The sequence below is a fragment of the Nostoc sp. 'Peltigera membranacea cyanobiont' 213 genome, from assembly GCF_002245975.1.
Taxonomy (GTDB): Bacteria; Cyanobacteriota; Cyanobacteriia; order Cyanobacteriales; family Nostocaceae; genus Nostoc.
Genome location: NZ_NOLI01000173.1, coordinates 1 through 14,803, shown reverse-complemented (window position 1 = coordinate 14,803; position 14,803 = coordinate 1). Strand labels below are relative to the sequence as shown.

General features: G+C 41.8%; 8 protein-coding genes. All 8 read left to right on the top strand.

The window, feature by feature from the left end; genetic code table 11:
• Window positions 1-2,155: ATP-binding protein (locus tag CDG77_RS36985; RefSeq protein WP_190234105.1), on the top strand; the 2,155-nt coding region annotated here is incomplete at its 5' end.
• A gap of 118 nt (window positions 2,156-2,273) precedes the next feature.
• Window positions 2,274-4,997 (top strand): CHAT domain-containing protein, encoded by a 2,724-nt coding sequence (locus CDG77_RS30070; protein ID WP_094332907.1) that lies wholly within the window; start codon window positions 2,274-2,276, stop codon window positions 4,995-4,997.
• A 135-nt stretch (window positions 4,998-5,132) separates the two neighbouring features.
• The gene (locus CDG77_RS30065; protein ID WP_094332906.1) at window positions 5,133-6,101 is read left to right on the top strand and encodes a DUF1822 family protein; all 969 of its coding nucleotides are present in this window, start codon (window positions 5,133-5,135) and stop codon (window positions 6,099-6,101) included.
• Window positions 6,102-6,285: 184 nt separating this feature from the next.
• Window positions 6,286-8,622, top strand: coding sequence for a CHASE2 domain-containing protein (locus tag CDG77_RS30060; RefSeq protein WP_094332905.1), 2,337 nt, complete (start codon window positions 6,286-6,288; stop codon window positions 8,620-8,622).
• A 92-nt stretch (window positions 8,623-8,714) separates the two neighbouring features.
• On the top strand, window positions 8,715-9,542 hold the full coding sequence (locus CDG77_RS30055) for a DUF928 domain-containing protein (protein WP_094332904.1): 828 nt from the start codon (window positions 8,715-8,717) through the stop codon (window positions 9,540-9,542).
• A 1,562-nt stretch (window positions 9,543-11,104) separates the two neighbouring features.
• The gene (locus CDG77_RS30050) at window positions 11,105-12,556 is read left to right on the top strand and encodes a glycoside hydrolase 100 family protein (protein ID WP_094332909.1); all 1,452 of its coding nucleotides are present in this window, start codon (window positions 11,105-11,107) and stop codon (window positions 12,554-12,556) included.
• A 441-nt stretch (window positions 12,557-12,997) separates the two neighbouring features.
• A complete protein-coding gene (locus CDG77_RS30045; protein WP_190234104.1) occupies window positions 12,998-14,143 on the top strand; it encodes a HEAT repeat domain-containing protein in 1,146 nt (381 codons plus the stop codon).
• Window positions 14,144-14,375: 232 nt separating this feature from the next.
• Window positions 14,376-14,803 (top strand): transcription antitermination factor NusB (locus CDG77_RS30040; RefSeq protein ID WP_317615946.1); only part of this gene is annotated, 428 nt, incomplete at its 3' end.

Genomic DNA, 14,803 nt, shown 5'->3' with positions numbered 1-14,803 from the left:
GGCGTTCGGTGTGGCGGGAGGCGTGGCGGTAGGCGTGACGTTCGGTGTGGCGGTAGGCGTGACGTTCGGTGTGGCGTTCGGTGTGGCGGGAGGCGTGGCGTTCGGTGTGGCGGGAGGCGTGGCGGTAGGTGTGGCGTTCGGTGTGGCGGTACTGCGTCCAGAAACTTGGCTTATTGGCTTACCTTTAAACTTGCGAACAATTCAAAACAGTAGTTGGCTACTTCCCCGCATCACTTTGCTTCCCCTTCCTAGTCTTGTTTGGCGCTTGGAAAATTGGTTGCAAAATGATTGGGAAACAGGTTTACATAATACTAATCAACTGCTGGCATATACCTTACAATTCATTCCTGTTGTCCAAGCAGTTAATAGAGTACTTGCCAAAATACCCTCAGAGCAACTTATTTGGACTGTCTCTCGACTGGCGGCAAATCCCTTTGATTGGAGTGCAGTACGTTTTGCCTCAGCTTCTTTAGAAGAAACCCTAAAGTCAACGTTTATCAAAGATTTCTTTTCCTTCCCTTGGTTCTTTTTCTTGCCTCGTTCTTGGGGAGAAGGTTTACAGGCTCGCTTTAACACAGACACTCGTTTAGATACTCCTGCTCGTGCTGCTGCTGCTGGTTTTTGGCATCTGCATGAAAAAGAACCAGCGAGAGCAATAGAGGCTTTTACCATAGTACGTTCTCTACTTTACGGCGAGGAAATGTTTACCCTTGCCCAAACTTTAGCGGCGTTTGAGAAAGCTGAAAAACCAGCCTCTATTGCTGCTATCCAAGTTCCTCCTTTTCCACAGGAACCGCTTTTACGTCCAATTACTTGGAAAGTCCTTGCTAGTCTGCGTCGAGTTGTTGAGGATGTGCAGTTTGTTAATCGCAGCGTCTCACGTTCAGCCAGGTCTTTCGCTCTTAATCGAGCATTAGGCGAACTGACAAATATCCTAAATCAAGCTCATACCTTGCCGCAAGCAGAGCAAGGGTTAATTATAGATATCGCTGAAACTTGGAAAGAAAGCCTTTTACAAATCGCTGGTGAAGTGGGAGAAATTTCCATCACCAAGCCTGTGGTTAATCCTTATGTTGTAGGCGACCCGGTTCAAGGTCATCTCTTTGTTGGGCGAGAAGATATCATCAGACAGTTAGAAGAACTCTGGGTAATAGGTAATCAACTCCAGTCTATAGTTCTCTACGGTCACAGGCGCATGGGCAAAACTTCTATTCTGCTTAACACTGCTAACTGTCTAGGCTCACAAATACAGCTAGCTTATGTCAACTTGCTACTTTTGGGAGATAGCCGCCAAGGTGTGGGTGAAGTGCTGATGTTAATTTGTGATGAAATTTCTCAAACTGTAAAACTTCCACCACCAGCTGACGCTGATTTACTAAATCTTCCCTATCCGACTTTTAAACGCTATTTAAAACAGGTGGAAGCACAGCTAGATGGTGGGTTAATCATTGCCTTAGACGAATTCGAGAAAATTGAAGATTTAATTGAAGCGAAAAAAATCCCTATCGACTTTATGGGTTCTCTGCGGGGTTTAGTACAAATGAGTTCTAAAATCGCCTTTGCCTTTGCTGGTTTGCACACTTTAGAAGAGATGACAGCAGATTATTTTCAACCCTTTTTTGCTAGCGTCATTCCTATTCATGTAGGCTTTCAAGAACGTGCAGCTACTCGCCAAATTCTCGCTAACCCAGGTAATGAAGACTTCCCCCTCGACTACATCCCGGAAGCTTTAGATGAAATTTATGCTTTGACACACGGTCAACCATATTTAGTGCAACTACTGGGTTTTCAGCTAGTGCGCGGCTACAATGACTTTGTTTTTGAGCAAGGGCGATCGCGTGACCCAGTTTTCACAATAGAAGATGTGGAAGCAGTTATCAATGACCCTGAGTTTTTCAAACGGGGACGCTACTACTTTGATGGCGTTTGGGGTCAGGCGGCGCGGGGTGCTGAGGGTCAACAAGCAATTGTACAAGTGCTTGCACCTCACCCAGAAGGGCTAAGTTTAGATGCCTTAGCTGAATCTACAGGTATGAATGACCATGATTTACAGGAAGCGCTGAATACTTTGAAGCGTCATGATGTTGTTGAAGAAACTCAGGGAAGTTGGCGGATTATGGTAGAACTGTTTCGTCGTTGGGTTTTGCAGCAGTAGAGTAGAGCGATCGCAAAAGCTCATGCATGAGTAATGGATGGGAATGGTAACATTACCCTAGTAGCCCAAACACTTACAGTAAATCCTGTGCGTTCCTGGTTATCATTTATCTATTGTCATGCTTATGACTAAAACAACTAGGATTGTTGCCGCGAATTCTGTAAAAGTTAAAAGGCAAAAGCAGCCTGGACATTGGAAGAAGAACCCGTCCGCTCACTTTTTACGTTTGCCTTTATACTTCCTGATGGCTTTGCTATGCATCCTTGGTTCACCCGTCCTGGCAAGGGTTCCTAGTTCAATTAATTCCTCATTTCAACTACCAATTAATAGCCTTACGTCGCTAGCTGCGATCGCTGACCCTGACTCACTACTCCAGCAAGGCAAAGTTTTATACGATGCAGGAAACTTTGCCAAGGCAATAGAAATGTTACAACAGGCTGTCCAAGTATACAAGCAGCAAGGGGAAAGCATCAAGCTGGCAGTGACACTGAGTAATCTTTCCCTAGCTTACCAGCAACTTGGTGAATGGAGTCAGGCACAACAGGCAATTGCAGAGAGCTTGAATTTGCTCAAAGGACAGGATGAAAACCAAAATCTGCAAATATTTGCTCAAGCACTAGATATTCAAGGTCGTCTTCAACTGAGAATGGGACAGGCCGAAGAAGCTTTAGCAACTTGGCAGCGTACAGAAGAAATTTATCGGCAAGCAGATAATCAAAGCGGTGTGGTGCGATCGCTAATCAATCAAGCACAGGCGTGGCGAACCCAAGGATTTTACCCCCGCGCAATCAAAACACTCGATCGCGTCAGTCAGACATTAAAATCTCAACCAGACTCTAGAGAAAAGACAGTGAGTTTGCGATCGCTCGGTGATACCCTTTTGGTAGCGGGCGATTTGAAAAAATCACGTCAGGCGTTAGAAGAAAGTCTGATGATTGCTCAACATCTGCACTCAAGCGCTGATATTGCCGCCAGTCTGTTCAGTCTGGGGAATCATGCCCGTCAACAACAGAATAAGCTACAGGCGATCGCTTATTATCAACAAACCGTTGCAGCATCTCCCCCACCCTTAATAAAAGTTCAAGCACAACTCAATCACCTCAGTCTACTCATTGAAGATAAACGATGGGCACAACTGCAAAGTCTCTTGCCGTTGATTGAATCACAACTCAACCAACTCCCCCCTAGCCGTGCTAGTATTTATGCTCTCGTCAACTTTTCACAAAGTATGGCGAAAGTCAAGAGTGGAGTACTGCAAGCATCGAGCCAAAACTATTACTTGGGACTCAGCACTCACGAGTCAGCAGTATTACTTGCCAGCGCCATTCAGAAATCTCGCAATTTAAATGACAAGCGGGCAGAAGCCTATGCATTAAAGAGTTTAGGCGGCTTGTACGAAGAAACTGGACAATGGTCAGAAGCGCAAGACCTTACCCGGCAAGGGTTAGCTTTGGCACAGAGCAGCAATGCACCAGAAATTACCTATACCTTGGAGTGGCAGTTAGGTAGATTGCTGCGGGTACAAAAAGATATTAATGGTGCGATCGCAGCCTATGATGCTGCTGTGGAAACTCTCCAGTCTCTCCGCAAAGATTTAGTAGTCAATAAAGATGTAGCAAACCAGGATCTGCAATTCAACTTCCGGGACAGTGTAGAACCCGTCTACCGAGAGTCAGTAGAGTTACTGCTGAAATCTCAAGAAGGAAAATCAGATCAAAAAATCTTAGAGAAAGCCCGCCAACGGATTGAAGCACTCCAACTAGCAGAATTGGACGACTTCTTCCAGGAAGCTTGCCTACAAGGTCAGAAAGTAGCCCTCGATCGAGTAGTAGACAAAGATAATCCCACGGCTGCCATCCTTTATCCGATTATTCTTGAAAACGAACTCCAGGTAATTGTCAAAATTCCCAAACAACCTCTGCAAAGCTACACTACTCCCATTTCTCGCACAGCAGTAGAAGAACTCTTAGTAGACCTGCGAAAAAATCTTGTCAATCCCACCGCTACCAAAATCATTCAAATTCAGGCGCATCAAGTTTACAACTGGCTGCTTCAACCCATTGAATCACAATTGCAAAAAAGTAAAGTAGATACCCTAGTGTTTGTCCTAGATGGCCCCTTACGCAATTTACCAATGGCAGCCCTCTATGATGGTGAGAAATATTTGGTAGAGAAATATGCAATTGCCCTGAGTGTGGGGCTGCAACTCCTCGACCCTAAACCATTGGTAAAACAGCAGCTAAGAGCGCTAACCGCAGGATTGACTAAGCCGCCACCGGGTTTTTCCAAATTTGCACCGTTACTAGCAATCAAATCTGAATTTAACGGCATTACCAAAGCAGGAGTCTCAACAACTAGCCTAATAGATGGAGATTTTAAGAAAAAGAATTTAGAAAGTCAAATTAGTGTCGCTTCATTCAACATAGTGCATTTAGCAACTCACGGTCAGTTTAGTTCCCGCCTTGAAGACACTTTTATTTTGGATTTTGATGGTCAGATTAATGTTAAAGATTTTGATACTCTCTTTCGCAGTCAGGGAAAAACCATAGTAGAGCTATTAGTTTTGAGTGCTTGCCAGACAGCAGCAGGAGACACCCGTGCAACACTTGGTCTAGCAGGAGCAGCTGTACGGGCTGGCGCACGCAGTACCATAGCTTCCCTGTGGCAGATTGATGATGAATCGACAGCAATGTTTGTTGGTGCCTTCTATCAAGAACTCAACACTGGCAAAATCTCCAAAGCCGAAGCTGTCCACCGTGCCCAGCTAAAACTGCTAAAACATCCTAACTACAAAGCACCAAGCTTTTGGTCTGCCTATGTACTAATTGGCAACTGGTTGTAATTTGCGAATTGAGTATTGGGCATTGCTAAATTTCCCCATTGCCCATTCCCAATTTCCTAATTCTTATTTTGTGGCATAAATTTATTGAATGTAGATGATATGTACATAGCAGCATCGATCACTAGAGACTGACTTATGAGTAACTACACTTATCAGCTAGACGATTTCGCTTTAAAATTGCCGATTTCCCAATCAGCTCGTAGAACTGCCCAAGAATTTGCTAACCAACAGCCAAATTATGAAAAAGCAGAGCAAGTTCGGCTGAATACGCTAGCTGTATGGGTGGTGAATGACTACTTGGAAATGATGGATATTCCTACTGACCTCCAAGCTAGCGACAGCTGGAACTCCATTATGCGCCTTTGTGGAAATGTAGCTGACTTAGCAGTGCCCTCAGTTGGTCGTCTGGAATGTCGCCCCGTCCATCTGCATCAGCAGATATGTTCCATTCCTCCAGAAACTTGGGAAGAACGGGTGGGTTATTTAGTAGTTCAATTTGATGAATCGCTCCAAGAAGCCAAGCTGCTTGGTTTTATTCCTAGTGTCGCAACTGAAACATTGCCATTAGAACAACTGCAACCATTAGAAGCCTTTATCGACCACCTGGATCGGCTGCGCCAATCCTCAGTTAGTTCACTCGTCAATTTAAGTCAGTGGTTTGCTGGTATATTTGAAGCAGGTTGGCAGACTATTGAATCCCTGTGGAATGTGCCGGAACTCAGACCAGCTTATACCTTTCGCAGTACTGAAACTGTGGAACTTAATGCCCTCAATAGACCAGAATCAATTACTAAACGCGCAAAACTGATTGATTTGGGTATCCAAATTCTGAACCAACCTGTCATGTTGATTGTGGAAATCAGCCCCGAAAAGGATCGACAAACTAGTATTCATCTCCAATTGCACGCCACTGGGAATCAAATCTACCTACCGCCCGGAGTTCATCTCACTGTTCTAGATAGTTCGGGAGAAGTATTTCTAGACGCTCAATCGAGAAAATTAGACAACTACATTCAGTTGCAGTTTCGTGGCGAACCTACAGAGCAATTTAGCGTTAAAGTAGCAATAAATGATAATAGCATTACCGAACATTTTAGAATTTGAAACATCTAGCTATCTTCCTTGTTTGTCGGTAATTTATTAAGTGGTAATTGGTTAATTAAAAATTAAAAATTAAAAATTTAAGGCGGGTTTTGGAGGGTTTTAAAAAAGTCTGTGAATGCTTGTTTAGTTTGCGATCGGGCATTAGATACAGGGCATGATTTTGCACAGGGAGATAGCGACAGTCATGGGTAAGTTAGTAGTTCTGAAATTCGGAGAGGGTAGTTTTGAGCAAGGGTTTGCTGTCACCCTCCAAATTGGTGAAGAACAGGAGCGGGCTACAACAGAAATCACGGGGAAGCTACCTTCATTTCCTGAAATGCCGCTCTATTACAGTCATTGGCAGTCTAGTTATCGGCAGATAGGCAATCGTTATCGCCTCCATGCAGACAAAATGCAGGTGACAAATGTATCGATGATTCAAGACTGCGAAAACACTTCCCATATCTTGCGGGCCCGCTTTAATACCTGGTTGCGAGCAGAAGAGTTTCGCCCTTTGAGAGAAAAATGGTTAGAAAGATTGTTGTCCACCGAAGAAGTGCGAGTGATTTTGCAAACAGAAAATAGCCAATTGCAGCTATTACCCTGGCATTTGTGGGATTTGTTAGAACGCTACCCCAAGGCTGAAATCGCCCTTTCCTCACCATCTTACGATCGCATTCACAAGCCACGCACTTTAAATCCATTAGTCAATATTTTGGCAATTGTAGGCAATAGTCAGGGGATTGACACCCAGGCAGATCGAGCTTTACTGCAACAGTGTCGTAACGCAGATGTCAGTTTTCTGGTAGAACCACAACGTAAAGAATTAACTGAGCTTCTTTGGGGAAAAAACTGGGATATTCTCTTTTTTGCAGGCCACAGTTCTAGTAACAAAAATGGAGAAAGCGGACGAATTTATCTGAATAAAACTGATAGTCTGACCATTGGCGAATTAAAGTACGCTCTGAGGAAAGCCATTGAAAATGGTTTGCAACTAGCTATATTCAACTCTTGTGATGGATTGGGATTAGCACGAGAATTAGCTGATTTGCAAATACCTCAGATGATTGTCATGCGCGAACCGATTCCAGACCAGGTTGCCAAGGAATTCTTAAAGTATTTTCTCCAAGGCTTTGCTGGTGGCGAGTCTTTATATCAAGCGGTACGCCAAGCGCGAGAACGATTGCAAGGACTTGAAGATCGATTTCCCTGTGCAACTTGGCTACCAATGATTTGCCAAAATCCAGCCCAGACACCACCCACTTGGGATAAATTATGGTCTACAACAAAACCTGAAGAGAAACCGAATTTAGCTTTGTCTACCAGACGCAGATTAACGACAACCTTGTTATCCAGTTTGGCGATTACAGGCTTGGTTTTTGGGGTGAGATGGGTGGGTTGGCTGGAAAGTCTAGAAATTTCCATTTTTGACCAGATGGTGCGATCGCGCCCAACAGAGAACCTAGATTCGCGTCTGCTAGTAATCACAATTGATGATGGCGATCTAGCAATTCAAAGACAAAATAATGAGTCGTTAATTGGAGCTTCCATTTCCGAAAAATCTCTCAATAAAGTCCTGGCAAAACTGAATCAGTACCACCCCCGTGCGATCGGCTTGGATATTTACCGTGATTTTCCAGCCAAACAACCAGATTTAATTACTCGTCTTCAACAAACTCCGAATTTGGTTGGCGTATGTAAAGGAAGTGATGGCACAGCAAATATCACAGGTATTAAGCCGCCACCAGAAATCCCCGAAACAAATCTGGGATTCAGTGACTTTATTCACGATCCTGATGGAGTTATCCGTCGCCATCTCCTGTTCATGAACCAGGAGCCGACATCGTTGTGTCCTGCTACCTTTGCATTCAGTCTACAACTAGCCTCCTTGTATCTGCGCCCTTCAGGAATTCAACCAAAGTTTACCCCTGAAGGGAATTTGCAACTCGGTAAAACTATTTTTCCGAGTCTGAAGTCTCGCTCTGGCGGCTATCACGATATCGATGCTAATGGCGGTCAAACCTTACTTAATTACCGTTCTTCAAAACAGATAGCCCAACAGGTGAAGCTAACCCAATTTTTAGCTAGTCCAATTAACCCCAGTGCGATTAAAGACAAAATTATTTTGATTGGTGTGACAGCAAAAGGGGATTCTCAAGACACCTGGGCTACACCTTATGGCGCTCCTTTAGATGAGCAAATGCCAGGAGTGTTAGTACAAGCCCAGATGATTAGCCAGATCCTCAGTGCTGTGCAGGATGGGCGGCCGTTACTGCGGGTTTGGTCGCTGTGGTTTGAGGTGGTCTGGATTTGGGGTTGGTCTTTGATAGGGGGAGTTTGGGCTTGGCAAAAGCTTTCCTTGCCTTGGTTGGCATTGGGAGTCAGTATTACCTCTGGTGTTCTTTATATAGTCTGCTTTAGTCTGTTAATTTCGGGTGCTTGGGTACCATTTATCCCATCGATTTTATCGCTGGTAGCCACAGTTAGCCTGATGTCAATTTATAATTCAGCAACAAAAGTGCGGGTGAAAAGTGGTAAATAGGGAATGGGAAATAGATAAAGATTTTTTTGATTAAATTTTTGGATAACCAGCAGATAAATCTACAAGGCTTACATAGTTGAGGAAGGGTTTTTATGAAGTCAAATTCACAACCGATAAAACTGTTTATATTAGTAGTTTTTAGCTGCACCAGTTTACTAGTTAGCCTGACTCCAGTAGTGGCGGAATCAACTCTTGTTTCTTCACCTAGCGTAGGCGCAGCCCTCCGCAGGCATCCCTCTGATGCTAAAACGATCCTTGCTCAAGCCACAACCTATAATCAACCTGCACTTCCACCCGGCCCCCCTCCGGGAGGTCGCGTTCGTGGTGGAGCGAAGCGCAGCATAGGTGGATGTCCAATTACCAAACATGACCTGACTGCTTTAGTGTCCTTTACTAAAGCTAACTCAGTAATCAATGTCTGGGGAAAGACAACCGTAGAACACCCAAGTTGGTTTTTCTATGTGCCATATACCAAAGACTTGCCCTATGCAGTTGAATTTGTGCTGCAAGATCGGGACTCTAACGAGATTTATAAAAAAGCGATCGCTCTACCAGAAAAACCAGGAGTCATCCGTGTTTCTCTACCTACCACTGCTCCTGCTTTGGAAATAAACAAACAATATCGCTGGTTTTTCACCATTAACTGTGACCAAGAAAAGAATTCTCCCCCGACTTTTGTCGAAGGGGTAATAACAAGAGTCGAACTCAATCCCGCCATAGTCAAAGAACTACAAACAACAGAACTTCTAAAGCGCTATGCTATTTATGCCCAAAACGGGATCTGGTATGACGCACTGACCACACTGGCTCAACTACACCAGAAAAATCCTAAAGATGCAGCACTGCAAACAGAGTGGCAGAATTTGCTAGGCAGCACCCATTTAGATGATATTGCAGCAGAACCGATTTTCTCTGAGTAACCTTAGCTCAACTTTGTCTATTTTTTCACAACACTATTCTTGACGCTAAAACCTTTGTGTGACATTAGTTTTACTTTTTAAATTTTATCTATAATCTGTAATTTGGTTTTATTTATCTGCCAAAATTTTAGGGCTTTTGCCAGATAAATAAAACCCAGTTATTAGTTTTGGATAAAGTAAGTTTTGCGTAAAATAAGAATATTTTAAACGCAAAGTCAAAGCGGAGTAACCCAGAGTTTTGCCTAACTTAGTTTCTCTACAAATTAATGAAATATTGTACTGAGACTTTTCTAATAGACATCTCCAGAAATTAAATATGCATTACCCAGAACCCTTGTAGAGGCGTAGCAGTGCTACGTCTCTACATTCTTTTTCGGAGATGTCTAATGTAGTATAGGAATCCGGTTTGAATTTTGAAAATATACGTAGAGGAGCCAGTCGTGTGGGCGGATTTCCCGACTTGAGCGGTAGCGACAGAGGAGCGTCACTGGCGTTGTGTTAGCGGAGCGTAACGCACCAAATCGTTAAGGAGTGGTGTATTAGAACGAAGTTCGTAACGAACCCTACAATATCTAATTTTGTTCAAAAATCAAATAGTAATCCTATATTGAAAGAAAAATTAAAGGCTTAAGTAATTTTTACGAAGACGCAACAGTATTAATTAGTCTACGCTCTGGGTAATAAGGCTACTCAGATAAACCTATGGGACTTTAGGGACTTCCAACAAATAAATTATCCAATCTTGTGGGGTGGGCATCTTGCCCGCCCAGTTCAATAGGGCGGGCAAAGATGCCCACCCCACAATAAGTAGTTGAGTATTTTTTCATTTGGAAGTCCCTTAGACCAAAATCAATTATCACAGGATGCGCTACGAAAGTTACGCGAAAGAGCAAGCCACTCCAGAGCAATATTATCCTAATGCTAACAATTCTGCGCCTAGCCCGTCGTAGACATTGCAAAAGCTTCAATGCAAGCAATTAATCAAGCTTATAAACAATTCCAGGAGCAGTTAAGCGCTTACAAGTGTTCAGCAGGGTAAAATATATAACTCTTCAGAAGGATTGAAATCTTCACTTTTTAAAGTGTCTATCTTGCATATTCTGAAAAAAAGTTATAAATTATGATGATATAGGGGAATAATCCGATCTCTTAGTGTCAAAAACTAATTCTGCTCAAGCAAATATACTGTAACCAGTTTTAACTTCACACAAACTCTAAACAGCACTGAAGATATATTTTGGTTTGGTAAAGCAAAGATTCTGGGCATGAAACAGAACAAGAAATAATCTAAAAATATATCTTGTGTGACTGTTTTAATAATCATATTACTACTTGCGGTGGAGAACAACTATAATTCACCAAAAGAGGAATCGATTATAAATAAATTAACTAGCAATAAAACTGCATAAATGTCAGCAGATTTATTCCTTGTTAGTTGATTAATTTTCTCCAAATTATATTTGCTATTCAAGGAATCGTTTTTGTTATGCTGAGAATAGCAAAAATAAGAAATGAATCCGCATCTACCACAAATTCACAACCCGAATGGAGTTATTCTGGCGATGCACCCAAACGAATTGGAAACTACTGAAAATTTAAAAGAAGTGGAAGAAGCATGGCAAACGCTAGAAAAATCAGTTCTCTACTATCAAGGTCGCCCCGTTGGTACGGTAGCTGCTTATGATTCATCTGTAGAGGCACTCAATTATGACCAGTGCTTTGTTCGGGATTTTGTTTCTTCCGGTCTAATTTTTCTGATCAAAGGTAGAACAGATATTGTTCGTAATTTCTTAGAAGAAACCTTAAAGTTACAGCCTAAAGAAAAAGCATTAGACGCTTACAAGCCGGGACGAGGATTAATACCAGCTAGCTTCAAAGTTGTTTCGGAGAATGGGCAAGAATATCTAGAAGCAGACTTTGGCGAACATGCGATCGCTAGAGTTACACCAGTAGATTCTTGTTTATGGTGGATTATTTTATTGCGTGCTTATGTAGTCGCTACAGAAGATTTTTCTTTAGCTTATGAACCTGAATTCCAAAATGGTATCAGGTTAATCATGGAAATCTGCTTGGCGAATCGTTTTGATATGTACCCAACACTGTTGGTTCCAGATGGTGCTTGTATGATTGACCGTCGGATGGGCATTTATGGGCATCCTTTAGAACTGCAAGTTCTGTTTTACACCGCATTGCGTGCATCTCGCGAACTACTAATTTGCCAAGGTAATTCTGATATTGTTGCAGCCATTGATAACCGATTGCCTCTTTTATGCGCTCATATTCGCCAGCATTATTGGATAGATATTAATCGCCTGAATGAAATTTATCGCTTCAAAAGTGAAGAATATGGCAAGGGTGCTGTTAATCTGTTCAACATATATGTAGATTCTGTTCCCTATTATGAATTAGATAAGTGGCTGCCAAAAAAAGGTGGTTATTTAGCAGGTAATGTCGGGCCGTCGCAGCTAGATACTCGCTTCTTTTCACTCGGAAACTTAATGGCGATTATTTCCGACTTAGCCACCGAAGAACAGTCACAAGCGATTATGACTCTCATTGAGAAACGATGGGATGATTTGGTGGGAGATATGCCGATGAAAATTTGTTTCCCAGCTTTAGAGCATGAAGAATACAGAATTGTAACTGGATGTGACCCCAAAAATATCCCCTGGTCGTATCATAATGCTGGTAGTTGGCCAGTTTTAATGTGGATGTTGGCAGCTGCGGCTGTGAAAACTAACAAAATAAGTCTTGCACAAAAGGCTATTGAAACTGCCCAAGGACGGCTCAGTACAGATCAATGGCCAGAATATTACGACGGTAAGAAAGGGCGACTAATTGGGAAACAAGCTAGAAAATATCAAACTTGGACAATTACTGGATTCTTATTGGCAAAAGAACTGATGGCAAACCCTACTTATTTACCATTAATCAGCTTTGGTAAATTACCAGCAGAACAGGTTTCTAGAGCATGTGAGTTTGAAATTGCCAGTGTAGACCCGTATATGACTTGAAAGGGAAGTTAAAATTAATTCGTAATTTCTAATGAGGCTCTCTACGAAACGCTGCGCGTAGCTTGCTTTTCCGTAAGGGTACGCGGACTTGCTACCGCTACGCTAACGTAATTCGTAATTAAAGACACTTCCGGTCGCAATACTGTTCAGTTAAGCCCAAAATCCTTGGTAGAGACGCGAAATTTCGCGTCTCTACAGGTCAAAAATCAGTACTAAAAATTCTTAACTCAAGCGTATTTGTTCCAGTCGGAGATTTAAATACAATTGAAATAAAACCAACTATAAACAACAATACCTTTGCCAAAATAAGAGCCTACAAAAATTTTGGCAAAACTGGCAAAATAATCTAATATACTAGTACATTTTATATTCTATTCGAAACAGCAATTATAGATTACTGCTATGTCATTACTAACTCAATGCTTAGAAAGAATACTAAGATTGGAACAAAAACTTTTTCCATCACAAGTATCACTATTACAACCTGGCCTTTCGGATGCTGAGATAAACCAGATAACTCAAGATTGGCCAATTCACTTACCAAAAGAAGTTCGTGAGCTATATAAATGGAGAAATGGCTCTAGGTCGAATGATATTGGTGAATATGACTGGATTTTTGATGGGTTTACATTTCTTCCTCTACAAGAGATATCAGTAGAATATCAACCAGGTACAGAAGAAAATAGGTGGAACTATCCAAATGATTTTTACCCAAACTCTTTGAAGATATTTATTAGTCCTGAACCAGACCAAGGTTATATTATAGTTAGTAAAGAAGGAAAAATATACTGGATAGAGTTTGGTTGGTGGTGTGATGGATTTTGGGTTTGTGAGATGTATTACACCAGCTTGACAAATATGATGCTGACTCTAGCAGAATATAATGAAAAAAATGACTATGTATGCTCAATTTGGTATCTATCTAAAAAGACAAAGAATGAAGGTCTTCAAATTTGGTATAAATATAATTCATCTCACTTTGATGGTTCTGAGATAAAAGATTTATTAAGCCAGCCATCTTGGGAATCAATAAGTCGAATGGTCACAGGCTTAATTAAATTTAGAAATCCGAAAATGTCGGAATTTTTAGCACATTTAATTCAAAGAATAGGCATTAATAGTGAAGATTCAGATATTAAACAGCTAGTCTCAAAACTTATTTATCAAGAAGATGATTGTCAGAAAATAGGAGTTAGTATTAAACAGTTGCAGAAGGAATATTGGCAAACTCGACCAAAAAGTAAACTCTCTTTGTATCAAGAAGGGATAATTGAAGTAGAAAATAACGAAATAGACTATTTTATAGATGCTTTAGAAAGTAGCGATGCAACAATTCAACGAACAGTGGCATTTCTACTTTTTATGTTAAAAGCTGTAGATGTATTAATCCTAGCCTTGAAAAACAATGATGCAGGTATTCGTAGAGAGTCTGTATGGGCATTAGGACAAATTGGAGATTCCAGAGCCACAGAACAACTAATTGAAGCTTTGCGAGACAGTAATGTTGAGGTACGAGAGGCAGCAAGAGAAGCTTATGAAAAAATGGTTTTAAAGTTTCCAGAAATAGTTAATATATTACCTTTTTAGACAAATGTCTGTAGTATTTGCAGATAACATAATAACTGTAAACTCGCTCATTTTGTGACATCTGTTATAATTCCACAAAATTTATATCGTAACCGTTCTGGGGGGTAGAAGAGTTCTTTTTTGGCTAAGGTATTGAAATAAGGGTAAGGGAGAATTAAACGCGACAATTACGAATTAGTAAAGAGTTGGGAGTTAGAATACAAAAGCCTCCTGACTCCTGATTCTTGTTTCCATGACAAACCCCCGTCAACTAGCTTTTATCGCCCTGCGAGATGTTCATAAGGGGGCTTATGCTGATGTTGCCCTAGATAGAGTGCTGCAAAAAGTTAATTTGCCCGATCGCGATCGCCGCTTGGTGACAGAGTTAATTTATGGCAGTGTCAGAAGGCAGCGCACTCTTGATACTCTCATCGATCAATTCGCCAAAAAGAAATCTCACCAACAACCACAAGACCTTCGTACCATCTTACATCTAGGTTTTTACCAGCTGCGCTATCAAGAGCGTATTCCCGCCTCAGCTGCTGTTAATACTACCGTCCAACTCGCTAAAGAAAACGGTTTTTCTGGACTTACGAGTTTTGTTAACGGTCTATTACGCCAGTATCTTAGAAAAGCAGGGGGAGCAGGAGAGGAAAGGGGCAGAGGAGCGCACGAGAAAGA

What these genes read in the sequence shown, in the direction of transcription:
- CDG77_RS30065 (WP_094332906.1), top strand. Translation starts at nt 5,133, where the DNA reads ATGAGTAACTACACTTATCAGCTAGACGATTTCGCTTTAAAATTGCCG.
- CDG77_RS30060 (WP_094332905.1), top strand. Translation starts at nt 6,286, where the DNA reads ATGGGTAAGTTAGTAGTTCTGAAATTCGGAGAGGGTAGTTTTGAGCAA.
- CDG77_RS30050 (WP_094332909.1), top strand. Translation starts at nt 11,105, where the DNA reads ATGCACCCAAACGAATTGGAAACTACTGAAAATTTAAAAGAAGTGGAA.
- CDG77_RS30055 (WP_094332904.1), top strand. Translation starts at nt 8,715, where the DNA reads ATGAAGTCAAATTCACAACCGATAAAACTGTTTATATTAGTAGTTTTT.
- CDG77_RS30070 (WP_094332907.1), top strand. Translation starts at nt 2,274, where the DNA reads ATGCTTATGACTAAAACAACTAGGATTGTTGCCGCGAATTCTGTAAAA.